At 69.4% G+C, this 22,673-nt stretch carries 22 protein-coding genes, 1 tRNA gene and 1 pseudogene; 13 read left to right on the top strand and 11 right to left on the bottom strand.

The genetic code is table 11. The features are described from left to right. Positions 1 to 5: 5 nt before the first annotated feature. Entirely contained in the window at positions 6 to 1,073 is a 1,068-nt protein-coding gene (locus tag OUA97_RS09530) for a glycosyltransferase family 4 protein (protein ID WP_267231659.1), read from the bottom strand. 166 nt (positions 1,074 to 1,239) lie between these two features. Between OUA97_RS09530 and pgl the strand changes: the two genes are divergently transcribed. Genes pgl through eda form a run of 4 tightly spaced genes read left to right on the top strand, consistent with a single transcriptional unit; the run spans position 1,240 to position 5,346 of the window. Beyond that, positions 1,240 to 1,914, top strand: coding sequence for a 6-phosphogluconolactonase (pgl, locus tag OUA97_RS09535; RefSeq protein WP_267231660.1), 675 nt, complete (start codon positions 1,240 to 1,242; stop codon positions 1,912 to 1,914). A 29-nt stretch (positions 1,915 to 1,943) separates the two neighbouring features. After that, the gene (edd, locus tag OUA97_RS09540; protein WP_416362422.1) at positions 1,944 to 3,758 is read left to right on the top strand and encodes a phosphogluconate dehydratase; all 1,815 of its coding nucleotides are present in this window, start codon (positions 1,944 to 1,946) and stop codon (positions 3,756 to 3,758) included. Next, on the top strand, positions 3,755 to 4,732 hold the full coding sequence (gene glk, locus OUA97_RS09545; RefSeq protein WP_267231662.1) for a glucokinase: 978 nt from the start codon (positions 3,755 to 3,757) through the stop codon (positions 4,730 to 4,732). Before edd ends, glk begins: the two co-directional genes overlap by 4 nt. Beyond that, on the top strand, positions 4,729 to 5,346 hold the full coding sequence (gene eda, locus OUA97_RS09550) for a bifunctional 4-hydroxy-2-oxoglutarate aldolase/2-dehydro-3-deoxy-phosphogluconate aldolase (RefSeq protein ID WP_267231663.1): 618 nt from the start codon (positions 4,729 to 4,731) through the stop codon (positions 5,344 to 5,346). Before glk ends, eda begins: the two co-directional genes overlap by 4 nt. A 103-nt stretch (positions 5,347 to 5,449) precedes the next feature. Here the strand turns inward: eda and OUA97_RS09555 are convergent, their stop codons facing one another. From OUA97_RS09555 to OUA97_RS09565, 3 genes are read right to left on the bottom strand one after another with little or no spacing between them, the layout of a single operon-like run. After that, the gene (locus tag OUA97_RS09555; protein ID WP_267231664.1) at positions 5,450 to 6,232 is read right to left on the bottom strand and encodes an enoyl-CoA hydratase/isomerase family protein; all 783 of its coding nucleotides are present in this window, start codon (positions 6,230 to 6,232) and stop codon (positions 5,450 to 5,452) included. After that, on the bottom strand, positions 6,229 to 7,395 hold the full coding sequence (locus tag OUA97_RS09560; RefSeq protein WP_267231665.1) for an acyl-CoA dehydrogenase family protein: 1,167 nt from the start codon (positions 7,393 to 7,395) through the stop codon (positions 6,229 to 6,231). Before OUA97_RS09560 ends, OUA97_RS09555 begins: the two co-directional genes overlap by 4 nt. Positions 7,396 to 7,422: 27 nt before the next feature. Next, positions 7,423 to 8,157, bottom strand: a complete 735-nt coding sequence (locus OUA97_RS09565; protein ID WP_267231666.1) for an IclR family transcriptional regulator — start codon at positions 8,155 to 8,157, stop codon at positions 7,423 to 7,425. 122 nt (positions 8,158 to 8,279) lie between these two features. On the opposite strand from OUA97_RS09565, the gene OUA97_RS09570 reads away from it, so the two are divergent. Continuing rightward, entirely contained in the window at positions 8,280 to 9,491 is a 1,212-nt protein-coding gene (locus tag OUA97_RS09570) for a CaiB/BaiF CoA transferase family protein (protein WP_267231667.1), read from the top strand. Next, entirely contained in the window at positions 9,491 to 10,024 is a 534-nt protein-coding gene (locus OUA97_RS09575; RefSeq protein WP_267231668.1) for a hypothetical protein, read from the top strand. The genes OUA97_RS09570 and OUA97_RS09575 overlap by 1 nt, the downstream gene beginning before the upstream one ends. Positions 10,025 to 10,176: 152 nt before the next feature. Here the strand turns inward: OUA97_RS09575 and OUA97_RS09580 are convergent, their stop codons facing one another. From OUA97_RS09580 to OUA97_RS09590, 3 genes are all read right to left on the bottom strand, one after another. Then, complete coding sequence (locus OUA97_RS09580) at positions 10,177 to 10,593, bottom strand: Zn-ribbon domain-containing OB-fold protein (RefSeq protein ID WP_267231669.1); 417 nt, start codon at positions 10,591 to 10,593, stop codon at positions 10,177 to 10,179. Between the two features lie 2 nt (positions 10,594 to 10,595). After that, positions 10,596 to 11,780 carry a thiolase domain-containing protein gene (locus OUA97_RS09585; RefSeq protein ID WP_267231670.1) on the bottom strand — a complete coding sequence of 395 codons (1,185 nt, stop codon included), beginning with the start codon at positions 11,778 to 11,780 and terminating at the stop codon, positions 10,596 to 10,598. 205 nt (positions 11,781 to 11,985) lie between these two features. Continuing rightward, positions 11,986 to 13,461, bottom strand: coding sequence for an AMP-binding protein (locus OUA97_RS09590; protein ID WP_267231671.1), 1,476 nt, complete (start codon positions 13,459 to 13,461; stop codon positions 11,986 to 11,988). Between the two features lie 191 nt (positions 13,462 to 13,652). Between OUA97_RS09590 and OUA97_RS09595 the strand changes: the two genes are divergently transcribed. The 4 genes from OUA97_RS09595 to OUA97_RS09610 all read left to right on the top strand — a co-directional run bounded on the left by OUA97_RS09595 (position 13,653) and on the right by OUA97_RS09610 (position 16,334). Continuing rightward, the gene (locus tag OUA97_RS09595; RefSeq protein ID WP_267231672.1) at positions 13,653 to 15,200 is read left to right on the top strand and encodes a class I adenylate-forming enzyme family protein; all 1,548 of its coding nucleotides are present in this window, start codon (positions 13,653 to 13,655) and stop codon (positions 15,198 to 15,200) included. Next, positions 15,197 to 15,691, top strand: coding sequence for a ribonuclease E activity regulator RraA (rraA, locus tag OUA97_RS09600; protein ID WP_267231673.1), 495 nt, complete (start codon positions 15,197 to 15,199; stop codon positions 15,689 to 15,691). Before OUA97_RS09595 ends, rraA begins: the two co-directional genes overlap by 4 nt. Before the next feature lie 11 nt (positions 15,692 to 15,702). Beyond that, a complete protein-coding gene (locus tag OUA97_RS09605; protein WP_267231674.1) occupies positions 15,703 to 16,143 on the top strand; it encodes a PaaI family thioesterase in 441 nt (146 codons plus the stop codon). A gap of 101 nt (positions 16,144 to 16,244) precedes the next feature. Beyond that, positions 16,245 to 16,334 (top strand) — tRNA-Ser (locus OUA97_RS09610). Between the two features lie 86 nt (positions 16,335 to 16,420). On the opposite strand, the gene OUA97_RS09615 is transcribed toward OUA97_RS09610, so the two are convergent. Beyond that, a complete protein-coding gene (locus OUA97_RS09615) occupies positions 16,421 to 17,056 on the bottom strand; it encodes a glutathione S-transferase family protein (protein ID WP_267231675.1) in 636 nt (211 codons plus the stop codon). Positions 17,057 to 17,272: 216 nt separating this feature from the next. Between OUA97_RS09615 and OUA97_RS09620 the strand changes: the two genes are divergently transcribed. After that, complete coding sequence (locus OUA97_RS09620) at positions 17,273 to 17,899, top strand: YidH family protein (protein ID WP_267231676.1); 627 nt, start codon at positions 17,273 to 17,275, stop codon at positions 17,897 to 17,899. Here OUA97_RS09620 and OUA97_RS09625 read toward each other — a convergent pair whose 3' ends face one another. After that, positions 17,900 to 18,061: a hypothetical protein gene (locus OUA97_RS09625; protein WP_267231677.1), complete on the bottom strand. Its 162-nt coding sequence runs from the start codon at positions 18,059 to 18,061 to the stop codon at positions 17,900 to 17,902. It lies immediately after the preceding gene. A 105-nt stretch (positions 18,062 to 18,166) separates the two neighbouring features. Here OUA97_RS09625 and pth2 point away from each other — a divergent pair, with 105 nt between their 5' ends. Next, positions 18,167 to 18,508: a peptidyl-tRNA hydrolase Pth2 gene (gene pth2 / locus OUA97_RS09630; RefSeq protein WP_267231678.1), complete on the top strand. Its 342-nt coding sequence runs from the start codon at positions 18,167 to 18,169 to the stop codon at positions 18,506 to 18,508. Between the two features lie 4 nt (positions 18,509 to 18,512). After that, complete coding sequence (locus OUA97_RS09635; RefSeq protein ID WP_267231679.1) at positions 18,513 to 18,782, top strand: hypothetical protein; 270 nt, start codon at positions 18,513 to 18,515, stop codon at positions 18,780 to 18,782. 50 nt (positions 18,783 to 18,832) lie between these two features. On the opposite strand, the gene OUA97_RS09640 is transcribed toward OUA97_RS09635, so the two are convergent. Next, positions 18,833 to 22,033: an efflux RND transporter permease subunit gene (locus OUA97_RS09640; protein WP_267231680.1), complete on the bottom strand. Its 3,201-nt coding sequence runs from the start codon at positions 22,031 to 22,033 to the stop codon at positions 18,833 to 18,835. Between the two features lie 9 nt (positions 22,034 to 22,042). After that, positions 22,043 to 22,633: pseudogene (locus tag OUA97_RS09645) on the bottom strand (efflux RND transporter periplasmic adaptor subunit); the annotation flags it as partial. Positions 22,634 to 22,673 lie beyond the last annotated feature (40 nt).

Consider the following 22,673-nt stretch of genomic DNA (forward strand, 5'->3'; position numbering starts at 1 on the left):
CTACCTCAGGCGCTCGCCGCCAGGGCGACGCCGCGTTCGGGGCGAGCGCCGACCAGCCGGGCGTAGAGGTCGAGATAGCGCCGGGCCATGGCCACGCTCGAGAAGCGCTCGTCGAATCTGCGCCGCACCCCGCGGCGGTTCAAGCTCGGGATCCTGCTGATGGCGTCGATCGCCTCGTCGTCGTTGGCGACGATGAAGCCGGTCACCCCGTCGTCGATCACCTCGGGCACCGAACCGCAGCCATAGGCGATCACCGGGGTGCCGCAGGCCATGGCCTCGATCATCACCAAGCCGAACGGCTCGGGCCAGTCGATCGGGAACAGCAGCGCCCGGGCGCCGCCGAGGAAGTCCGATTTCTCGTCGTCGCCGATCTCGCCGACGAACTCGACCAGCTTCTGGCCGATCAGCAGCGGCTCGATCTTCTCCTGGAAGTAGCGCAGGTCGGCGGCGTCGACCTTGGCGGCGATCTTCAGCGGCAGGCCGGCGCGCTTGGCCAGGGCGATCGCCCGGTCCGGGCGCTTTTCCGGCGAGATCCGACCGAGGAAGGCGAGGTAGTCGCCCGGGCCGTATCGGGGCGCGTAGAGGTCGGCCTGCATGCCGTGGTGCACTGTGCCGGCCCAGTTGGCGAAGGCCAGCGGCTGGCGCTGGGCGTCCGAGATCGAGACCAACGGGAACTGCTGCCAGCGCCAGTAGACCCCCGGCAGGTCCTTCAGGTCGAGACGTCCGTGCAGGGTGGTCAGGGTCTTGCCGGCCACGTCCTCGAAGAACGGGAAGTGGATCATGTCGGTGTGCAGGTGGATGATGTCGAACTCGTCGGCGCGGCGGCGCACGTCCCAGAGCATCGACATGTGCGCGGCCAGGTCGGACTTCAGCTGCGCCGGATCGAGGCGGATCGCCTGGTCGCGGACCTTGACCAGCTGGGCGGTCGTCTGCGCCTCGGCGCTGGCGAACAGCGTCACCTGATGGCCGAGGTGAACGAGGGCGTCGGTGAGATGGGCGACCACCCGTTCGGTTCCACCGTAGAAGCGGGGCGGCACGGCCTCATAAAGCGGTGGAACTTGAGCGATCCTCATCACGCGGGCTCCTGGCTGTGGACGGGCGGCGGGCGTCTGGACGCGCCAAGCGACCGCAGGGGTAGTTCGTGACCGCCCGGTCTGGTTCCGAATCAGCCGGCGCTTTTCCGCCCTCGCGGCGTGAATCGGTGGCGCGTTCGTCGCCGTGCTGCGTTATGGGCGAACCATGATCGAGAGCTATGCAACTGCGGCCGAGCTGGCCGCCGCCGCCGCCGCCGCCACGACGCAGGCGCTGGCCGGAGCCTTGGCGCAGCGCGGGGCCGCCAGCCTGGTCGGCACCGGCGGGCGCTCGCCCGCGCCGGTCTACGACCTGCTCGCCCAGGCCGAGCTGGACTGGAGCCGCATCGCGGTCACGCTGTCCGACGACCGCTTCGTGCCGATCGCCTCGCCGGACTCCAACGAGCGGCTGGTGCGCGAGCGGCTGCTGACCGGGCCGGCCGCCGCGGCGCGGTTCGTGCCGATCAGCGTCGCCGCCGACAGCGTCGAGGCCGCCGCCGACAAGGTGGAGGCTGACGTGCGCGCCATGGCGCCCTATGACGTCATGCTGCTGGGCATGGGGGAGGACGGCCACGTCGCTTCGCTCATACCCGGTTCGCCTGCGCTGGATCTGGGCATGGATCCACGCGGAACACGCTTCTGCCTGGGAATACCCGCCGGGGTCGGTTCGCCGCCGCTGGCGCGGGTCACCATGACCATGCCGGCTCTCCTGCAGGCTCGGCTGATCCTGGTGCTCATCTCCGGGGCCAAGAAGCGTGACATCGTGGAGAAGGGGAACGGTCTGCCCGTGCACGCGCTGCTCGAACAGGCTAAAGCGCCTGTGCGCGTTCTCTGGACCCCCTGAAAGAGTCGGAGCCAGTCATGCCTGTCGCGTTGCATCCCGTCACCGCCGCCGTCACCGCCCGCATCGTCGAGCGCAGTCGTCAGTCCCGCGCGGACTACCTGAAACGGATGGAGGCGGCGCAGCACGACGGTCCGGGGCGGGCCAAGCTGTCCTGCGCCAACTGGGCCCACGCCTTCGCCGCCGAGTCGGACGGCGTGAAGCAGAAGATGCGCAACCCGACCGCGCCGAACATCGCCATCGTCTCGGCCTACAACGACATGCTCAGCGCCCACCAGCCGCTGGAGCGCTTTCCGGCGATCATCAAGGCCGCCGCGCAGGAGGTCGGGGCTGCGGCCCAGTACGCCGGCGGCGTGCCAGCCATGTGCGACGGCGTCACCCAGGGTCGCCCGGGCATGGAGCTGTCGCTTTTCTCGCGCGACGTCATCGCCATGTCGACGGCGGTCGCCCTGACTCACGACGCCTTCGACGGCGCCCTGATGCTGGGAATCTGCGACAAGATCGTCCCAGGCCTGACGATCGGGGCGCTGGCCTTCGGCCACCTGCCGGTGATCTTCGTGCCCGGCGGGCCGATGAGTTCGGGCCTGTCCAACGCCGAGAAGGCCCGCGTGCGCGGCCTGTTCGCCGAGGGCAAGGCGACCCGCGACGAGCTGCTCGACAGCGAGATGAAGTCCTATCACGGTCCGGGCACCTGCACCTTCTACGGCACCGCCAACTCCAACCAGATGATGATGGAGATGATGGGGCTGCATCTGCCGGGCTCGGCCTTCGTGCACCCGAACACCCCGCTGCGCGACGCCCTGGTCGCCGCCGCGCCCAAACGGGCCATCGAGATCGCCCAGGGGACCAACGCCTACACCCCGATGTCGGCGGTGGTGGACGAAAAGGCCATCGTCAACGCGCTGGCCGGGCTGCTGGCGACCGGCGGCTCGACCAACCACACCCTGCACCTGATCGCCATGGCGCGGGCGGCGGGCGTGCTGATCGACTGGTCGGACTTCGATGAACTTTCCAAGGTCACGCCGCTGCTGGCGCGGGTCTATCCGAACGGCAGCGAGGACGTGAACGCGTTCCACGCGGCCGGCGGCATGGCCTTCGTGGTGCGCGAACTGCTCGACGCGGGCCTGGCGCATGAGGACGTCGTCACCGTCGCCGGCCAGGGCTTGCGCCACTATCAGACCGAGCCGTTCCTGGAGGACGGCAAGCTGGTCTGGCGCGAGGGAGCCAAGGAAAGCCTGAACCGCGACATCCTGCGGCCGGCCTCCGATCCGTTCCAGCCCGAGGGCGGCATCCGGTTGCTGACCGGCCCGCTCGGCCGGGCGGTGATCAAGACCTCGGCGGTCAAGGACGAGAACCTGGTGGTCGAGGCCCCGGCCATCGTCTTCGAGGACCAGGACGACCTGCTGGAGGCGCACAAGCGCGGCGAGCTGAACCGCGATTTCATCGCCGTGGTCCGCTTCCAGGGGCCGACCGCCAACGGCATGCCCGAGCTGCATAGCCTGACGCCGGTGCTCGGCGTGCTGCAGGACAAGGGCTTCAAGGTGGCGCTGGTCACCGATGGGCGGATGAGCGGCGCCTCGGGCAAGGTGCCGGCCGCGATACACGTGAGCCCAGAGGCCGCTCATGGCGGTCCGCTGTCGCAGGTGCGCGACGGCGACGTGATCCGACTGGACGCGCACGCCGGAACATTGGAGATCAAGCTCGATTCCGCGCAGTTCGCCGCGCGGGAGAAGGTCAGCGTCGCCCAGCCCGGTTTCGGCTATGGCCGTGAGCTGTTCGGCTGGATGCGCCGGGCGGCCGCGCCAGCCGAACAGGGCGGCGGCGCGCTATTCGGAGACGTTGCGTGAAGACCATCTATACCGGCCTGGTCGGGGACATCGGCGGCACCAACGCGCGGCTGGCCGTGGTCGATACAACCGGCCGGATCCGCAACCCGAAGACCTATCCGGCAGCCGAATACGGGTCGCTGACCGAGGTGATCAGCGAGTATCTGGAGACCACGGTCGGCCGGCAGAAGGTGCACACCGCGGCGATCGCCGTGGCCGGCCCGGTGGTCGACGGCGAGATCGAGTTCACCAATCTCGACTGGCGGGTGTCGGAGGGCGAGCTGATCGGCACCTTCGAATTCCACTCGGCCCGGCTGATCAACGATTTCGCGGCCCAGGCCCTGGCCGCGCCGGTGCTCGACCCCGACGACCTGAAGACCATCGGCCCGGCGATACGCGGGGCCGAGGGCGCGCCGATCCTGGTGCTGGGGGCCGGCACCGGCTTCGGCGTCTCGATGGTGGTGCGCACCGACCGCGGCGACATCGCCGTGCCTTGCGAAGGCGGCCATGCGGGCTTTGCGCCCTATGACGGGGTCGAGGCGGCGATTTGGGCTTCGCTGCGCCGGACCTACGGCCGGGTCTCGATCGAACGGATTCTCTCGGGGCCGGGGCTCTACGCGCTCTACCGCGGCTTGGCCGACGTGCGCGGCGTGCCCGCGGAGCTGCGGGACGAGAAGGAAGTGCTGGCCGCCGGCCAGAAGGGCGGCGACCTGCTGGCCGAGGAGACCCTCGACCGCTTCTGCGAGATCCTGGGTTCGGTGGCCGGCGACATCGCCCTGACCTGCGGCGCGCGCGGCGGGGTCTATGTCTCGGGCGGCATCGCCCCGCGGCTGGCCGACCGGCTGGCGAGCGGCGGCTTCCGCCGGCGGTTCGAGGACAAGGGCCGGCTGTCCGACTACACCCGCGACATCCCCACCTATCTGATCGTCCACCCCTACGCGGCGCTGGTCGGCGCCGCCCGCGTGCTCGAGCAACTGGAAGGAAACCCGCTGTGACCCTCGCCGAGACCCTCAAGCTCGCCCCGGTGGTGCCGGTCCTGATCATCGAGGACGCGGCCCAGGCCGTGCCGCTGGCCAAGGCGCTGGTGGCGGGCGGGCTCTACGCGCTGGAGGTCACCCTGCGCACGCCGGTGGCGCTGGACTGCATCCGCCGCATCGCCGGCGAGGTCGAGGGCGCGGTGGTGGGGGCGGGCACCATCACCACCGCCCAGGCGCGGCAGTCGGCGGCCGACGCCGGAGCACGGTTCGGCGTCAGCCCCGGCCTGATCGACGGCGAGGGCGTCGACGGGGCCTTGCCGCTGCTGCCCGGGATCGCCACCGCCAGCGAGCTGATGCGCGGTCTGCGCGCCGGCTTCACCCACTTCAAGCTGTTCCCGGCCAATGTGGTCGGCGGGACCGCTGCGCTGAAAGCCTTCGCCAGTCCCTTCCCGCAGGCGAGCTTCTGCCCGACCGGCGGGATCGACGCCAAGAACGCCCCCGACTATCTGGCCCTGCCCAATGTGATCTGCGTCGGCGGCAGCTGGGTGGCGCCGGCGGACGCCGTCCGCGCCGGCGACTGGGGCAGGATCACCGAACTGGCCCGCGCGGCCTCGGCGCTGGGGAAGTCGTAGGCGCTGCGCCGCAACGCACGCGCCCCGCCCCATCCCGCCAACGCCGCGCGAATGGGTCCCGGTCTTCGGCTGCGCCGAAACCGGGACGACGCTCAGGGTTCCCCTAGCGCCCCTTGAACACCCCCGGCCGGCGCTCCTGGACCGCGCGGACGCCTTCGGCGAAGTCGTCGGTGGCGCGCAGGATGGTCTGCTCGGCGTGCTCGTGGGTGGTCTGGGCGCGGACCTGGGCGGCGAGGTCGCCGCGCAGGGTCTTGCGGGTGGCGATCACGGCGAGCGGCGCGTTCTCGGCGATCTCGGCGGCCAGGGCCTGGGCGGCGGGCAGCAGCTCGTGCAGCGGGACCATCTCGTCGGCCAGGCCCCAGGCCACGGCTTCCTCGCCCTTGATGCGGCGGCCGGTCAGGAACATCAGGTTGGCGCGCTGCACGCCGATCAGGCGGGGCAGGGTGTGGGTCAGGCCGAAGCCCGGATGGAAGCCGAGCTTGACGAAGTTGGCCGAGAACCGCGCCTCGGGCGCGACCACCCGGAAGTCGGCGACCAGCGCCAGGCCAAGGCCCGCGCCGACCGCCGCGCCCTGGACGGCGGCGACAATCGGGGTTTCGACCGCAAACAGCCGCACCGCCTGCTCGTAGAGGCTGTCGATGCCGCTCATCCCGGTGCCGCCGATGCCGGTCGGCGAGACCAGGTCGGCGCCGGCGCAGAACGCCCGGCCGGCGGCGGCCAGCACCACGGCGCGGATGTTGTTGTCGCGGTCCATCGCCTCCAGCGCGTCGGCGAGATCGCGCATCAGGTCGACCGAGACGTGGTTGTTGGCCGGCCGGTCGATGACGATTGTCGCCACGTGGCCGTCGGTGGTGAGGGTCAGGTGGTCGCCGTAAGCGGTCTTCATCGTCTCGATCCCATCAGGTTGCGGGCCACCACCCATTTGTGGACTTCGGTGGGGCCGTCGTAGATTCGCATGGTGCGCAGGCGGCTGGCCATCAGCTGCAGCGGCAGCTCCTTGGTCATGCCCATGGCGCCGAAGGTCTGCATCGCGCGGTCGACGATCTCCCAGGCCATCTCGGTGGCGTAGGCCTTGATCATCGAGATTTCCACCCGCACGTCGCGGCCCTGGTCCAGCTTCCAGGCGCAGTCGTAGGTCATCAGCCGGGCGGCGTGGATGCGGGTGGCGGCGTCGGCCACCCACCACTGGATCGCCTGGCGTTCCGACAGCGGCAGGCCGAAGGTCTTCCGCTGCGGCGCGTACTCGCAGATCATGTCCAGCGCCCGCTGGGCCATGCCGATCGACCAGGAGGCCATCTCGATGCGGCGGGTGCCCAGCCGCAGCTGCATGGGGGCGAAGCCGTGCCCCTCCTCGCCGAGCAGCTTCCAGCCCTCGACCCGGCAATCTTCCAGCGCCACCTCGTAGGTCGCCTGGCCGCCGATCATCGGGATCTTGCGCAGCACGTTGAAGCCGGGCGTCCCCTTGTCGACCAGAAAGGCCGACATGCCGCCGCGCGCGCCCTTCTCCTTGTCGGTCACCGCCATCAGGATGGTGAAATCGGCTTCCTCGGCGCGGCTGATCCAAATTTTCCGGCCGTTGATCACCCAGTCCTCGCCGTCGCGCACCGCCCGCGTGATCATGCCCGCCGGGTCGGCCCCGGCGCCGGGCTCGGAGATGCCGATGGCGCTGATCGTCTGGCCGGCGACGTAGGGGGCGAGATAGGCCTGGCGCTGGCGCTCGTTCACGGTGGCGGCCAGCATGCGCAGGTTCGGGCTGTCGGGCGGCAGGGTGTAGGGCGTGATGGTCTTGCCCAGCTCCTCGTTGACCCCGACCATCGCCACGGCCGGCAGGTCGACGCCGCCGACGTCCTCTGGGGCGTCCAGGCCCCAGAGGCCGAGCGACCTGGAGACGTCGTCGAGCCGGGCGTTCTCGGCCGCGCCGATGCCCAGGCCCTGGCCGTCGGCCTCACGGGCCAGGACGCCGGCTTCCAGCGGCATCAGCTCGTCCTGGACGAACCGCGCGACCAGTTCCTTGAGCATCCTGTGTTCGTCGGAGAGCGCGAAGTCCATGGTTCGTTTCCCCCTCGGGCCTGTTCTTCAGGCCATGGTTTCCGTGGCGGCGCGCAAGCGCCGAAGATGGTCGTCCAGGTCGCGGTCCAGCTGCTCGACCGGCCCGGCGAGGCCGAGCGCGAACCGGCGACCGAACGGCGCCTGGGGCAACAGCACCGCCACCATCCCGACCCCCTGCGCGAACAGGCTGCGCGAGAAGACGAAGCCCTGACGGCGGATGGTCGTCAGGTCTTCGGCCAGAGCGTCCACGTCGATCCGATGGTCGGGATCGGCGATGTTGATCCGGCGGACCAGCAGCTCGACGTCGCGCCGCGGCAGGCCGCTGAGCAGCAACTGGCCGATCCCGCTGCGCGCCAGCGGCCGGATGGTCCCCGGCGAGGGCGCATAGTGCAGCGGCTCATGCGAGTGCTCGACGTGGACGTAGTGCGCATAGAGGTCGCTCTGGGCCCCCAGCACGACGGTCTCGCCGGTCTCGTCCCGCATCGCCTTCATGAGCGGCAGGATGTTCATCCCGCCGAACAGGGTGTTGGGAACCCAGTCCCCCAGCACGGCGATGCGCATGGTCGGCAGGTAGGTGCGGCTGGCGCGGTCGTACTGAAGGTAGCCGAGCACGACCAAGCTCTTCAGCACCATGGCGCCGCTGGAGGTCGGATAGGATAGCTGGTGGCAAATGTCCTTCAGCGAAAGGGGCCGGCGGGCCCGGTCGAAGTATTCGAGGATTTCGAAGACGCGTTGAGCCGATTTCACTGCAGGGGAGGTCACCTGTCGAGCCGCCTTCCAGTTTTCCGCATATGTGAAAATGTAGCTGACGCGGGGGCGCCATTGCCAGCGTTGACGCGCGCCGCTTAGCTCGCTGCAATCGCGACAGAACAAGGGAGCCCAGGGTGTCGGACAAGAAGCAGCTGGCCAGCGAAGCCACCGGCCCGCTGAAGGGGATCCGGATTCTCGACCTGACCAGCGTAGTGTTCGGCGCCTATGCGACCCAGATGCTGGGCGACCAGGGCGCCGAGGTGATCAAGCTGGAGGACCCGGGCTCGGGCCGCGGCGCCGGCGGGGACATCATGCGCTGGCCGGGTCATACGCCGGAGGGCTGGCCGCGGGACCTGGGGCCCATCTTCCTGACCATCAACCGCAACAAGCGCTCGGTGGTGTTCAACCTGGCCGACCCGAAGTCACGCCGCAGCCTGGAGGCGCTGATCAAGAGCTGCGACGTGTTCGCCACCTCGATCCGCTATGAGGGCCTGAAGCGGCTGGGCCTGTCCTACGAAGAGGTCAAGGCGCTGCGGCCGGATGTGGTCTATGTGCACGCCGCCGGCTACGGCTCGGAAGGTCCCTATGCCGGCGAACCGGCCTATGACGACCTGATCCAGTCGGCCTCGGGCCTGGCCGACGTGCTGCCTCGAACCGATGGGAACCCGACGCCGCGCATCCTGCCCAGCCTGATCGCCGACAAGGTCTCGGGCCTGTTCATGTGCCAGGCGATCACCGCCGGCCTGCTGAGCCGCGAGCGCACCGGCCAGGGCCAGTTCATCGAGGTGCCGATGCTGGAATGCGTGACCAGCTTCAATCTGGTTGAGCACCTCTACGACCACGCCTTCGATCCGCCGACCGGCCAGTGGGGCTATCAGCGGGTGGTCAATCCGCACCGCAAGCCGTTCCCGACCAAGGACGGCTACATCGGCCTGCTGCCCTATACCGACAAGCAGTGGGACATCTTCTTCGACGTCGCCGGCTGGGGCGAGACCTTCGGCAAGGATCCGCGGTTCCAGGGCCTGGAGCGCGGCAAGAATATCCACGAGCTTTATGCCCTGGTCGAGACGGTGACGGTGACCAAGACCACCGACGAGTGGCTGGACCTGCTCAAACCGCTGTCGATCCCGGTGACGCGGACCAACCGGCTGGACGACCTGCCCGAGGACCCGCACCTGAAGGGCGTCGGCTTCTTCGAGAAGTACGACCATCCGCAGGCCGGGACCTATGTGACCATGAAGCCGCCGGTGAAGTTCACTGGAACTCCATCGAACATCCGCCGGCACCCGCCGCGGCTGGGCGAGCATACCGAAGAGGTGCTGGCGGAGGTGTCGCAGGGGGCCTGATGCGCATCGCGGTGGTCGGCAGTTCCGGGTCGGGCAAGTCGACCTTGGCCAAGAAGCTGGCCGGGGACCTGGGCCTGCCGCACATCGAGCTGGACGCCATCAACTGGCAGGCCGGCTGGAAGGATCTCAACAGCCACGATCCGGACGAGTTCGTCCGCCGGGTCGCCGCGGCGGTCGGCCAGGACGCCTGGGTCAGCGACGGCAACTACGGCAAGGTCCGCGACCTGGTCTGGAACCGGGCGACGCATCTCATCTGGCTGGACTACGAGCGCAGCGTGATCATGCCGCGGGTGATCAGGCGCTCCGTGCTGCGGGCGATCGACCGGACAGAGCTGTGGCCGGGCACGGGCAACCGCGAGGACTGGCGGATGTGGCTGTCCAGGGAGCACCCGATCCGCTGGGCCTGGGACACCTGGGCGCGGCGACGGGAAGAATACGCCGCGCGGGTCGGCGACCCGCGCTTTGCGCACCTGCAGGTCCACCGCCTGCGCCGTCCGCGCGAGGCGGAGCGGCTGGCGGAGAGGTTGAGCTAAAATGTCATCCCGGTTTGCGGAGCAAGACCGGGACCCATGAACACCGTATGGCGCCGGAGGCGACGCGGGCAGCGCCCAAATCTCTGGACCCGGCGCGAATGGGTCCCGGACAGCCGCTGCGCGGCTGCCGGGATGACACTCTGTCTGCGTCTCTAGACCGGCACGAACACCGGGACCGGCGGGCCGTTGTCGGTGGGCTGGAACTTCACCTTGACCTTCTGGCCGATGGACAGGGCCTCGGGCGGGACGTCGACGAAGTTGGTGAACACCGCCGGGCCCTCGTTGAGGGTCACGTAGCCGATGCCGTACGGGCCGGACGGCGAGCGACGCATGATGCTGTAGGTGTAGATCACGCCCTCGCCGGGGCTCTCTTCCCAGACAGTCTTGTCCGAGAAGCAGAACGGGCAGAGCGCGCGCGGAAACCAGTGGGCCTGGCCGCAGTCGTTGCAGCGCTTGATCAGGAAGCGGCCTTCGGCGGCGGCGTCCCAGAAGGGCTTGCTCTCGATAGTCACGGCCGGGGCCGGGATCGGGCGGGTCATGACCTCGGGGCGGTCTTGGACGTCGGTCATTCTTAGGCCTCCCGTTCCATGATGAGGGTGGCCGCGCCGTGACGCGTGCCGAGCGAGCCGCCGGTGCCGTGGGCGAGGGCGATGTCGCAGTTGGGGACTTGCACCTTGGGGTGGGCCTCGCCGCGGAGCTGACGCACCGCCTCGATGACCTTGGTGATGCCGCCACGGTTGGTCGGGTGGTTGTTGCAGAGCCCGCCGCCGTCGGTGTTGAACGGCAGCTTGCCGACGCCCGAGATCAGGTTGCCGTCGGCGACGAACTTGCCGCCCTGGCCCTTCTCGCAGAAGCCGAGGTCCTCAAGCTGCATCAGCACCGTGATGGTGAAGCTGTCGTAGATCGAGGCGTACTTGATGTCGGACGGTTTCACGCCGGCCTCGCCGAAGGCGATCGGACCGGACCAGACCGCGCCCGAATGGGTGAGGTCGAGGCCGCGGCCCCCCATCGGGCCCTTGGGCGACTCGCCGGCGCCCATCACCTTGACCTTGGGGCGGTTCAGGCTCTTGGCGATCTCAGGGGAGGTGACGATCAGCGCGCCGCCGCCGTCGGTGACCACGCAGCAGTCGAGCAGGTGCAGCGGATCGGAGATCATCCGCGAGTTCACCACGTCCTCGACCGTCACCACGTCCTTCAGGAAGGCGTTGGGGTTGTACTGAGCGTGGTGGCTGGCGGCGACCTTGATCCAGGCCAGCTGTTCGCTGGTGGTGCCGTATTCGTACATGTGGCGCATGGCGCACATGCCGTAGGTGTTGTGGGTGGTGCCGCCGTAGATGTTCTCGAAGCCGGCCTCTGGCGGGCCGTCGGTCAGCTGGCCGGGCTTGGCCGAGCCGCCGCCGAAGAACTTGTTCTGGCGCGGACGGCCGGCGAGGGTGATCAGCGCCACCTTGCACTTGCCCTCGGCGATCGCCTGGGCCGCGTGGCCGACGTGCAGCAGGTAGGACGAGCCGCCGGTCTCGGTGGAGTCCATGTGGCGCACGTTGCGCAGGCCCATGTAGTCGATCATCGACATGGCGCCGAAGCCCGGGGCGTCGCCGGCGCAGAAATAGCCGTCGATGTCGTCCTTGGTCAGGCCCGCATCCTCCAGCGCGCCCTTGGCGCATTCGGCGTGGAGCTGCGGGGTGGACTTGTCGGGCGCGTCGCGGAGCGGATGCTCGTACGCCCCCATGATGTAGGCCTTGCCTTTTATGCTCATGCGTTTCCCCGGAAATTTTATTTGAAGAATGGATTTGGCTTATCGCGGTGCAGCATGGACGGCAACCGTTGCTGCGGCGGCCCCCCGCCTCCCCTTGAAGGGGAGAGGGTAGGATGAGGGGTGCGCCGCAAGACGGCGCTCTGAGCACGCCGGCCAGGTGCGCACCCTCACCCGAGCCCTCTCCCGCAGGCGGGAGAGGGGCGTGCTAGGCTGGCTGTTTCATCGCGGCGAGGCGCTCGTCGCGCAGGGCGCTGCGGCGGACCTTGCCGGCGTCGTCGCGCAGGGGTTCGGCCACGAATTCGTAGCTGCGCGGCTGCTTGTAGGTGACCAGCCTGGCCGCCAGGTGCGCGCGTAGCGAGGCCTCGTCGCGCGAGCCCTTGGTCTGGACGATGGCGTGGATGCGGTTGCCGAGGTCGTCGTCCGGGAAGCCGATCACCGCGCAGGACTGCACCTCCGGGTGCTCCTCCAGGGCCGCCTCGATCTCGGCCGGGTAGACGTTGGAGCCGCCGACCAGGATCATGTCGGTGCGCCGGTCGGCGAGGTAGAGATAGCCCTCCTCGTCGAACCAGCCGATGTCGCCGAGGCTCTCCCAGCCGCCTTCCAGCACCTTGGCCGTGGCGCCGATGTACTTGTAGGACGGCGGCGCGCCCTCGGGCCGGCGCATGTAGATCTCGCCGACCTCGCGGGGGGGCAGGAACGATCCGTCCTCGCCGACCGCGACCATCTCGCCGACCGTGACCTTGCCGACCGAGCCGCGGTGCTCCAGCCACTCTGCGCCGGAGATGGTGGTCACCGCCTGGGCCTCGGTGCCGGCATAGAGCTCCATCACCGTTTCGGGCCCGACCCAGTGGATGAAGGCCTCCTTCAGCCAGGCCGGGCACGGCGCGGCCAGGTGCCAGAGGGTCTCAAGCGAGGAGAGATCGTACTTGCCGCGGACCTCCTCCGGCAGGTGCCAGATGCGGTTCATCATGGTCGGCACCAGGTAGACCCAGGTCGCCTGGTTGCGCGCGATCTCGGCCAGGGTGGCCTCGGCCTCGAAGCGCGGCATCAGCACCATGTGGCAGCCGACGCTGAAGGCCGACATCATCATGCCAAAGCCGGCGTTGTGGTAGAGCGGCGCCGGCAGCAGGGCGACGGAGTTCGGCGTCAGCCGCCAGCCGCCGACCTCGGGCGTCTCCTTGGCGGTGACGCCGGGCTGGCCCGAAAGGATCAGCTTCGGGCGGCCGGTGGAGCCGCCGCTGGTCGGGGCCTTGGAGACCGGGGCGATGGCGTCCGGCAGGTCGCTGTCGTCGTCGGACAAGGCCAGCAGGTCGGGGATCGACAGCAGCGGCCGGTCGATCTGGTGGTCGAACTGGGCGATGACCACCGGCGTTCTGGCCAGCTCCATGATCGCTTCGAGCTCGCCCTTCGGCAGGCGGAACGAGATCGGCTGCGGCGTGGCGCCCAGCTTCCAGATCGCCCAGCAGGCCACGGCGAAGTCGGTGGAGTTGGGGAGGCCCAGGGTCACCAGGTCGCCGAACTTGACCCCCTTGGCGGCCAGGCCGCGGGCGGCGCGGTTGGAAAGCCTGTGGAACTGCTCGTAGGTGAGGGTGGTCTCGCCGCAGGTCACGGCGGGCGCGTCGGGTTTCAACTGCGCCAGCTGCGCAAGCTTGGCGCCGAGCGAAATCATCTCATCGGACATGGCCGGGTTTCCGTCCCCTGGAAATGGATCGGGCTCTGACGGCCCGTTGATCGAAGAATGAGGCGCCGCCGGAATGCGAGTGGCGGACGCCCCAGTTTCCTTTGGGGAAGGCTTGCGACGCAAGCGCCGATTGCGGTTGTCGCCGTTTCGGGCTTTAGGGGTTCGTACAAGTGTTTGAGAGGGAGACGTCGATGTCCGTGGAAGAACTGCTCACCCAGGAATTCGGCACGCTGGCCGACGTCATCCGCGCACAGGCGGTCGAGCTGAAGGACAAGCCGGCCCTCGTCGACGCCAAGCGGACGATCTCCTACGCCGAACTCGACACGCTGATGGACCGCATCGCCGTGGCGCTGCAGCGCGACGGGGTGGGCAAGGCCGACGTGGCGGCGATCTGCGCGACGACCTCGGTCGAGTACGGCGCGAGCTTCTTCGGCATCCTGCGGGCCGGCGCGGTCGTCGCCCCGCTGGCGCCGTCCTCGACGCCCGAGAGCCTGGTGATGATGCTCAACGACTCGGGCGCCAAGGTGTTCTTCCTGGATGCGGGGGTCGCCAAGCAGCTGGAAGGCGTCGCCGATCAGATCACCGCCAAGCGCGTGGCGCTGGACGGCTCGGACGCCGGGGTGGCGTTCGAGGCCTGGCTGGCCCCGGCCGGCGAGACGCCGGCCCGGGTCGAGGTCGATCCCGAACAGGGCTTCAACATCATCTATTCGTCGGGCACCACCGGCGCGCCGAAGGGCATCGTCCAGCCGCACGCGATGCGCTGGGGCCAGATCCGCCGCGGGGTCTATCCGGCCGACTCGGTGACGATGATCTCCACTCCGCTCTATTCGAACACGACGCTGGTCTCGTACCTGCCGACGATCTCCAACGGCGGCACCGCGGTGCTGATGCCGAAGTTCGACGCCGAACAGTTCCTGAAGCTGTCGGAAAAGCACCGCGTCACCCACGCGATGCTGGTGCCGGTGCAGTACCGCCGGATCATGGAGCGGGCCGACTTCGACAGCTACGACCTGTCGAGCTTCAAGATGAAGTTCTCGACCAGCGCGCCGTTCTCGCCGGAGATCAAGGCCGACGTGCTCAAGCGCTGGCCGGGCGGCCTGATCGAGTACTACGGCATGACCGAGGGCGGCGGCTCCTGCGGCCTGCTGGCCCACGAATATCCGGACAAGCTGCACACGGTCGGCAAGCCGCTGCCGGGCCACGACATCCGGCTGATCGGCGAGGACGGGGTCGAGGTGCCGCAAGGCGAGATCGGCGAGGTGGTCGGCCGCTCCGGCGCGATGATGGTCGGCTACCACAACCAGCCGGGCAAGACCTCCGAGGCCGAGTGGTACAGCCCCGAGGGCCTGCGCTACATCCGCACCGGCGACGTCGGCCGCTTCGACGAGGACGGCTTCCTGACGCTCATGGACCGCAAGAAGGACATGATCATCTCGGGCGGCTTCAACATCTATCCGAGCGACCTCGAGGCCGAGATCGTGCTGCATGAGGCGGTGCTGGAAGCCGCCGTCGTCGGCGTGCTGTCGGACAAGTGGGGCGAGACGCCGGTGGCGTTCGTGGCGCTGCGGCCCGGCAAGAGCGTCGGGGCCGACGAGCTCAAGGAGTGGGTCAACGCCAAGCTCGGCAAGACCCAGCGGCTGGCCGACCTGATCCTGGTCGACAGCCTGCCGCGCAGCCACATCGGCAAGGTGCTCAAGCGCGACCTGCGCGACGGCTACAAGGGAAAGGCCACCGCGTGAGCCAGATCTCGGTCGCCGACCTCTGCGACGAACATGAGGGGACCATCGAGGTCTGCGAGACCCAGTTCCGCGACCTGGGCGGCAAGACCGCCTTCTCCGGCCCGATCCGCACGGTGCGCTGCCACGAGGACAACTCGCTGGTGAAGGCGACCCTGGCCGAGCCGGGCGAGGGCTGCGTGCTGGTGGTCGACGGCGGCGGCTCGCTGCATCGGGCGCTGGTCGGCGACATGCTGGCCGCCGACGGGGTGAAGAACGGCTGGGCCGGGGTCGTGGTCTACGGCGCCGTGCGCGACAGCGTGGTGCTCGGCACGCTCGACATCGGGATCAAGGCGCTGGGAACCAATCCCATGCGCAGCGTCAAGCGCGGCGAAGGGGTGGTCGACACCCCGGTGGCGTTCGGCGGGGTGGTCTTCCTGCCCGGCGACATGCTCTACGCCGACGAGGACGGGATCGCGGTGCTGCCGGCGCCCGACGACGAGGACGACGAGTAAGGAGCTTTTCGATGGCCGACGCCTTCACCAACCTCAGCGGCAACACGCCCGACGACCTCAACGCCATGCAGCAGGGCTTCCTGCCGGGCGAGCTGGGGCTGGAGGTGCTGGAGGCGCGCGAGGGCTACCTGCACAGCCAGGTGAAGGTCGAGCAGAAGCACATGGCTCCCAACGGCTTCATGCACGCGGCCAGCGTCATCGCGCTGTTGGATTCGGCCGCCGGCTACGGCTGCCGGATCTCGCTGCCGCAGGGCGCGGTCGGCTTCACGACCATTGAATTGAAAAGCAATTTCCTCGGAACGGCCAAGGCCGGCGAGGTGGTGACCTGCGAAGCCAAGCTGGTCCACGGCGGCCGGATGACCCAGGTCTGGGACGCCGTCGCCACCCACGCCGACAGCGGCAAGGCCATCGCGCTGTTCCGCTGTACGCAGATGATCCTCTATCCGCGTTGAAAGATCGCAAAACGCCCGCTTGATCTCGCGGGGCCGGATGAGTAGGTTCCGCGCCTCGCGCTCAGCGGGCTCTCTTTCTTCGAGGCCCGAACGACGTCTCTGGAGAGGTGGCTGAGTGGTCGAAAGCACCGCACTCGAAATGCGGCGTACCTTTACGGGTACCGTGGGTTCGAATCCCACCCTCTCCGCCATGATGTCCAGGCCTTAGCGCAGGCGCTTGGCCGCGCAGGCCTGAACTCCATTCTGCATTGAACGTCTCGCCGGTCGCCGCCGTGGTTCAGGCTGGCGCCTGCGCGGCGGCGATCAGGGCGTTGTCGATCTCGTCGGCGCGTAGGGCGGCGGGACGATGGACGTGGCGCTCGACATAGGCTTCGAACGCCGGGCGCTTTTCGATCGTGCCGAAGTTCATGCCCCAGGACAGGTGCGAGGCGAGATAGAGGTCAGCGGCGGTGAAGCTGTCGCCAACGAGGTAGGGGCGGTTTTCGACCGCGCCCTCGACGGCCGCCAGCACGTCCTCGACGCAGCCGAAGCCCAGCGAGGTGCGCTGTTCGGCCGTCGGCTGAAGGTTCATCATCTTGGCGGCCACGGCCTGCTCGATCGGGCCGGCCCCGAAGAACAGCCAGCGATAGTAGGGACCGCGCAGCCGGCTGCTCGGGGGCGGCGCCAAGCCGGCCTGCGGGAAGGCGTCGGCGAGATAGGCGCAGATGGCGGCGCATTCGGTGACGATCACCCCGTCGTGGACGATGGCCGGCACCTTGCCCATCGGATTGATCGCCAGGTAGTCGGCGCCCTTCGTCTCGCCGGTCTCCCAGCGCAGGATTTTGGTGTCGTAGGGCTGGCCGACCTCCTCGAGCATCCAGCGGATGATGCGGCCGCGCGACATGGGGTTGGTGTAGAAGACGAGGTCGGACATGGTCGGCTCCGGTTGCTTTGCGCCAAAAGAACGCGGAACTGCTGACAGCGGTTTGTCAGCAGCCGATTCCCGCCGGTGAATTATCGGCGAGACCTCGCGCAGACCGCCCCGCCCCGGGCCATCCGCCCACGCGCCACCTGGGGATAACCCCAATAGACCGCTCAGGGAGCGCCCCGCACTCTCGCGCCTGACAGCCACCAGTCAGGGCGAAGACACATGGCCAAGCTGCCGACCACCGGGCCCCAGCGGCCCGAACGGGTGCAGAACCCGCCGCTGCCGTCGTTGCCGGACGTCAGCGGCCTGGACGCCGACGGCGCGTCGGTCACCTACTCCACCCATCGCACCAAGCTCTCGACCCACCGGACCGACCTGTCGGAGCATCGCACGGACCTGTCGGAGTTCCGCACCGACCTGTCGACCGAGCGGACCGAGATGTCGATGCGGCGGACCGGGATGTCGTTTCAGCGGACGCGGATGAGCGACGACCGCACGCTGATGTCGGTGATCCGCACCTCGCTGTCGCTGATCGGCTTCGGCTTCACGATCTACCAGGCGTTCCAGAAGTTGCGCGACGCCGGCGCCATCGCCAGCGCCGCGGCCCCGCGGAACTTCGGCATCGCGCTGGTGTCGCTGGGCATACTGATGCTGATCATCGGCATGGCGCGCCACGTAAAGTTCATGCGCGAGCTGAAGGCGACGCGGGACGATATGGCCAAGCATGGCCTGATCTTCGCCGAAAGCACGTTCCCGGTTTCGTCGACGTTCTGGATCGCCGTGGCGCTGCTGTTGCTCGGCTTCGGTGCGATCATCAGCATGGTCTTCAAGATCGCGCTGTTCGGCTAGCTAGCGCGACATCCAGGGTTTGGACTTGGACGAGGAGCGGGCGGCGGCCGCCTGCTCGCGCTGGAAGCGTCCGCCGCGCGGCGGCTTCGGCCGCGCCTCGATGGCCTCTTTCTTCAGGCGCAGGGCGCGCTGGATCGGGGTTTCGTCGGGCGTGTCGGTCATGCGGCAGAGTCCTTGCGAGACGCGATCCTAACGGCATGGCGATGAGGTGTCCGGGTAAAAACGGCGGCCTTGCCTTTCGGGGGGCTTGGCGGGCACACACCGCCCATGAAGCAAGTCATCGTCGTCAACGAGGCGCTCGGCCTGCCGCCCGGCAAGATGGCCGCCCAGGTCGCGCACGCCGCCGTCGGCGGGCTGCTGAACGCGCCGCGCGAGCAGCAGGCCGGCTGGCTGCAGGCGGGGATGCCCAAGGTGGTGCTGCGCTGCGGTTCGGAGGCCGAGCTGTTTGAGCTGGCGCGCCAGGCCGAGGCAGCGGGCCTGCCGGTGATGCTGATCCGCGACGCGGGCCGCACGGTGGTCGCGTCCGGCACGCCGACCTGCGTGGGCATCGGCCCCGACGAGATTTCCAAGATCGACGCCGTGACCGGCGCGCTCAAGCTGATGAGGTAGGACGATGGTCTTTTCGACCAGGCAGGGCAGCGGGGTCCTCGGGACCCAGGAACAGCCGCTGGAGGCGGTGACCTTCGAGGCTACCATCGAGCACGCCCAGAACTCGATCCTGTCGTTCATCGCCAAGATCCGCACCCGCAGCGGCCGCAGCCTGGCCGAGCTGAAAGGCCAGAACCTGGTGCTGCAGATCGATGACGGCCCGGCCCTGGGGGTGATGATCGTCCACGTCGAGGGCGACGGCGACGAGGCGGTGCTCAACCTCTCCGCCAGATGACCGGCGCTGGCGCGGAGGGCCCCCAGCGGGAGCTCCGCGCCGGCGCGGCGCTAGATCGCGACGGGCTCAGCCGCCGGTCTTTGCGCGGCGCGGCCGATCACCCGGCTGGCGAAGGCCGGCAGCACCACCAGGGTCAGCAGGGTGGCGGTGATCAGGCCGCCGATGACCACGGTGGCCAGCGGTTTCTGCACCTCGGCCCCGGCGCCGCTGGCCAGCGCCATCGGCATGAAGCCGAGCACCGCCACCAGGGCGGTGGTCAGCACCGCGCGCAGCCGGGCCATGGAGCCCTCGACCGCCGCCTCGCGCGGGTCCATCCCCGCCTCGATGCGCTCGCGGATCGCCTGGATCAGCACCAGCCCGTTCAGGGTGGCCACGCCCGAGACGGCGATGAACCCGACCGCGGCCGAGACCGAGAACGGCATCCCCCGGAGCAGCAAGGCCAGCGCTCCGCCGACCAGGGCCAGCGGCACGCAGGCGAAGACCAGGCCCGCCTGGGCCGCCGAACCGAGGGCGAAGTAGAGCAGCACCGCGATGGTGGCGAACACCACAGGCACGACGATGGCCAGCCGCGCCTCGGCCCGCTGCAGGTTCTCGAACTGGCCGCCCCAGTCGATCCAGGCGCCGGGCGGCAGCTTGACTTCGTCGGCGACCGCGGCGCGGGCGTCCGCGACGAAGCCGCCGAGGTCGCGGCCGCGGACATTGGCCTGGACCACGATCCGCCGTTTGCCGTTCTCGCGGCTGATCTGGTTCGGACCCTCGCCCTCCTGGAACTGGATGACCGAGCCGAGCGGCACCATCACCGCCCCGTCGTTCACCGCCAGCGGCGTCTGGGCGACGACGGAGAGGTCGTTGCGAGCTTCCTCCGGCAGGCGGACCATCACGTCGAAGCGGCGGTCGCCTTCATAGACGCGACCCGCAGTGCGGCCGGCCAGGGCGATCTGCACCGCGTCGGCGGCGTCGGCGGCGTGGACCCCGTGCAGGGCGGCGGCCGAGCGGTCGACCTGGGCGGTCATCATCGGCAGGCCGGACACCTGCTCGACCTTGACGTCGGCCGCGCCCTTCACGCCGCGCAGCGCCGTGGCGATCTTCTCGGCTGTGGCCTCCATCTCATTGAAGTCGTCGCCATAGACCTTGATCGCGACGTCGGAGCGGACGCCGGAGATCAGTTCGTTGAAGCGCATCTGGATCGGCTGGGTGAACTCGTAGGCGTTGCCGACCTGGCCCTCGGCGACCTTCTCGATCTTGGCCAGGACATCGGCCTTGCTGAGGCTGCGGTCGGGCCAGTCCTTGCGGTCCTTGAGGATGATGAAGGTGTCGGAGATGCTCGGCGGCATCGGGTCGGTGGCGACCTCGGCGGTGCCGGTCTTGGAGAAGACGTTCTCGATCTCGGGGATCTTGATCAGCGCCTTCTCCAGGCGGGCCTGCATCTCCAGCGACTGCTCGAGCGAGGCGCTGGGCACGCGCAGGGCTTGGAGCAGGACGTCCTTCTCGTCGAGCGTCGGGATGAATTCGCGGCCGAGCAGGCTGAACACCACGATCCCGACCAGGACCATCCCGCCCGCGCCGAGGGCGACGCGGCGCGGATGGGCCACCGCCTGGCGCGCCAGCGGCTCCAGTCGACCGCGGACGACCGCCTCGGCCTTGGACTGGTGTTCCCTCTCCGGCGGCTTGATCAGCAGCGCGGCCAGGGCTGGGACCAGGGTGAAGGTCAGGATGAAGGCGCCGGCCAGGGCCAGCATGACCGTCGCGGCCATCGGGTGGAACATCTTGCCCTCGACGCCCTCCAGCGCCAGCAGCGGGGCGTAGACCAGGAGGATGATCGCCTGGCCGTAGGCGGCGGGGCGGACCATCTGGCGAGCGGCGGCGACCGCTTCGCTCATTCTCTCGGACTTGGTCAGGTCGCGCCCCTCCGCCTGGCGACGTAGGGTCAGGCGGCGCAGGGTGTTCTCGACCACGACGACCGCGCCGTCGACCAGCAGGCCGAAGTCGAGGGCGCCCAGGCTCATCAGGTTTCCGGAGACCCCGAACCGGTTCATGCCGATGACGCCGAACAGGAAGGCCAGCGGGATGACCAGGGCGGTGATGATCGCCGCCCGCACGTTCCCTAGCAGCAGGAACAGGACGACGATGACCAGCAGCGCGCCCTCGGCCAGGCTGGTGCGGACGGTCGATATGGTGCGGTCGACCAGCGCGGTGCGGTCGAGCACGGGCGTTGCTTCGACCCCCGGCGGCAGCGAGGCCTGGATCTGCTCCAGCCGTCGGCCGACCGCGTGGGCGACGGTGCGGCTGTTCTCGCCGGCCAGCATCAGGGCTGTGCCGATCACCACCTCCTCGCCGTGCTGCTGGGCCGCGCCCAGTCGCGCGGCCTGGCCGATCTCGACGGTGGCGACGTCGGAGACGCGGACCACCAGGCCGTTGTGATTCTTGATCGGGGCGGCGGCCAGGTCCTCGGCCGAGCGGACTCGGGCGTCGGCGCGGACTACGAAGGCCTCGCCGCCGCGCGAGACGTAGCCGGCGCCGGCCACGGTGTTGGCGTGCTCGACCGCCTCGACCACCTCGCCCAAGCCCACGCCATAGGCGGTCATGCGGGCCGGATCGGGCCGCACCGCGTACTTCTTGACGTAGCCGCCGATGACGTCGATCCCGGCGACGCCGGGGACGGTCTTCAGCTGCGGGGTGATGATCCAGTCCTGGACCGTGCGCAGATAGGTCGCCTTGGCCATCTCGGTGGTCAGGCGCTCGCCCTCGGGGGTGAGGTAGGACCCGTCCGGTTGCGGGCCGGGCTGTCCGGGCCGGACGCCCTTGGCCGGGGCCATCTTCACCGTCCACATCATCACTTCGCCGAGTCCGGTGGTGATGGGGGCCAGGGCCGGTTCGGCGCCGTCGGGCAGCTCGTCGCGGGCGCCCTGCAGCCGCTCGGTGACCTGGTTGCGCGCGAAGTAGACGTCGGTCTGGTCGGTGAAGACGGCGGTGATCTGCGAGAAGCCGTTGCGGCTGATCGAGCGGGTCTCGATCAGGCCAGGGATGCCGGTCAGGGCGGTTTCCAGCGGGTAGGTGACCCGCTGCTCGATCTCCTCGGGCGACAGGGCCGGGGCGACGGTGGTCACCTGCACCTGGCGGTTGGTGATGTCGGGCACCGCATCGATCGGCAGCCGGAAGAGTTCGACCGCGCCGTAGGCGGCGATGGCCAGCGCGATCAGGATGACCGCGAAACGGTGGCGCACGGACAGCGCCACGATCTTGTTCAGCATGGCGGCCCCCTAGTGTCCGTGCTCGGCTTCGCCCTTGGCGAGCTCGGCCTTGAGAACGAAGGCGCCGCGACCGGCGACCTTCTCGTCGCCCTTCAGTCCGGCGACGATCTGGGTCTGTCCGCCGCCCGAGCGGCCGGTGGTCACCGAGCGGGCGCGGAAGCCGTTCTTCTCGGCGACGAACACCACCTGGCGACCCTCGACCGTCTGCACGGCGTCGGACGGCACGCTGGGCAGGCCCTTGCCGTCGGCCGGGACCTGGGCGCTGACCGCCGCGCCGGGGGTCAGCTGGCCGCCGAGCGGGCGGGCGCGGACCATCGCGGCGCCCGTGGCCAGCTGCGACAGCGGGGCGATGCCGACGATCTCGGCGGACGCCTCGCGGCCGTCCGGCCCGACCAACTTCAGCGGCGCGCCGACCGCCAGCTTGGCGGCGGCGTCGGCGGGCACGTTGAACACCACCTCCAGCCTTTGGGGATTGGAGACTTCGGCCACCGGCGCGCCCTGGGCGACGAAGCCGCCAGGGGCGACCTGGACGCTAGTCACCAGGCCGGCGATGGGGCTGCGCAGGGTCGTCTGGCCGCCGGCCCCCGGCGAGCCGGAGGCGGCGGCGCGGGCTTGGGCGGCTGTCTCTTATACACATCTG

Origin of the sequence: Phenylobacterium sp. 58.2.17, assembly GCF_026411515.1 — a bacterium.
Taxonomy (GTDB): domain Bacteria; phylum Pseudomonadota; class Alphaproteobacteria; order Caulobacterales; family Caulobacteraceae; genus Phenylobacterium.

Bases quoted from the DNA above. Each gene is read 5' to 3' on its own strand.
- OUA97_RS09615 (WP_267231675.1), bottom strand. From the start codon at position 17,056: ATGTCCGACCTCGTCTTCTACACCAACCCCATGTCGCGCGGCCGCATC.
- OUA97_RS09590 (WP_267231671.1), bottom strand. From the start codon at position 13,461: ATGTCCGATGAGATGATTTCGCTCGGCGCCAAGCTTGCGCAGCTGGCG.
- OUA97_RS09575 (WP_267231668.1), top strand. From the start codon at position 9,491: ATGCGCATCGCGGTGGTCGGCAGTTCCGGGTCGGGCAAGTCGACCTTG.
- OUA97_RS09635 (WP_267231679.1), top strand. From the start codon at position 18,513: ATGGTCTTTTCGACCAGGCAGGGCAGCGGGGTCCTCGGGACCCAGGAA.
- OUA97_RS09640 (WP_267231680.1), bottom strand. From the start codon at position 22,033: ATGCTGAACAAGATCGTGGCGCTGTCCGTGCGCCACCGTTTCGCGGTC.
- OUA97_RS09560 (WP_267231665.1), bottom strand. From the start codon at position 7,395: ATGGACTTCGCGCTCTCCGACGAACACAGGATGCTCAAGGAACTGGTC.
- pgl (WP_267231660.1), top strand. From the start codon at position 1,240: ATGATCGAGAGCTATGCAACTGCGGCCGAGCTGGCCGCCGCCGCCGCC.
- OUA97_RS09530 (WP_267231659.1), bottom strand. From the start codon at position 1,073: ATGAGGATCGCTCAAGTTCCACCGCTTTATGAGGCCGTGCCGCCCCGC.
- OUA97_RS09620 (WP_267231676.1), top strand. From the start codon at position 17,273: ATGGCCAAGCTGCCGACCACCGGGCCCCAGCGGCCCGAACGGGTGCAG.
- pth2 (WP_267231678.1), top strand. From the start codon at position 18,167: ATGAAGCAAGTCATCGTCGTCAACGAGGCGCTCGGCCTGCCGCCCGGC.
- OUA97_RS09625 (WP_267231677.1), bottom strand. From the start codon at position 18,061: ATGACCGACACGCCCGACGAAACCCCGATCCAGCGCGCCCTGCGCCTG.
- OUA97_RS09580 (WP_267231669.1), bottom strand. From the start codon at position 10,593: ATGACCGACGTCCAAGACCGCCCCGAGGTCATGACCCGCCCGATCCCG.
- OUA97_RS09595 (WP_267231672.1), top strand. From the start codon at position 13,653: ATGTCCGTGGAAGAACTGCTCACCCAGGAATTCGGCACGCTGGCCGAC.
- OUA97_RS09585 (WP_267231670.1), bottom strand. From the start codon at position 11,780: ATGAGCATAAAAGGCAAGGCCTACATCATGGGGGCGTACGAGCATCCG.
- OUA97_RS09555 (WP_267231664.1), bottom strand. From the start codon at position 6,232: ATGAAGACCGCTTACGGCGACCACCTGACCCTCACCACCGACGGCCAC.
- OUA97_RS09605 (WP_267231674.1), top strand. From the start codon at position 15,703: ATGGCCGACGCCTTCACCAACCTCAGCGGCAACACGCCCGACGACCTC.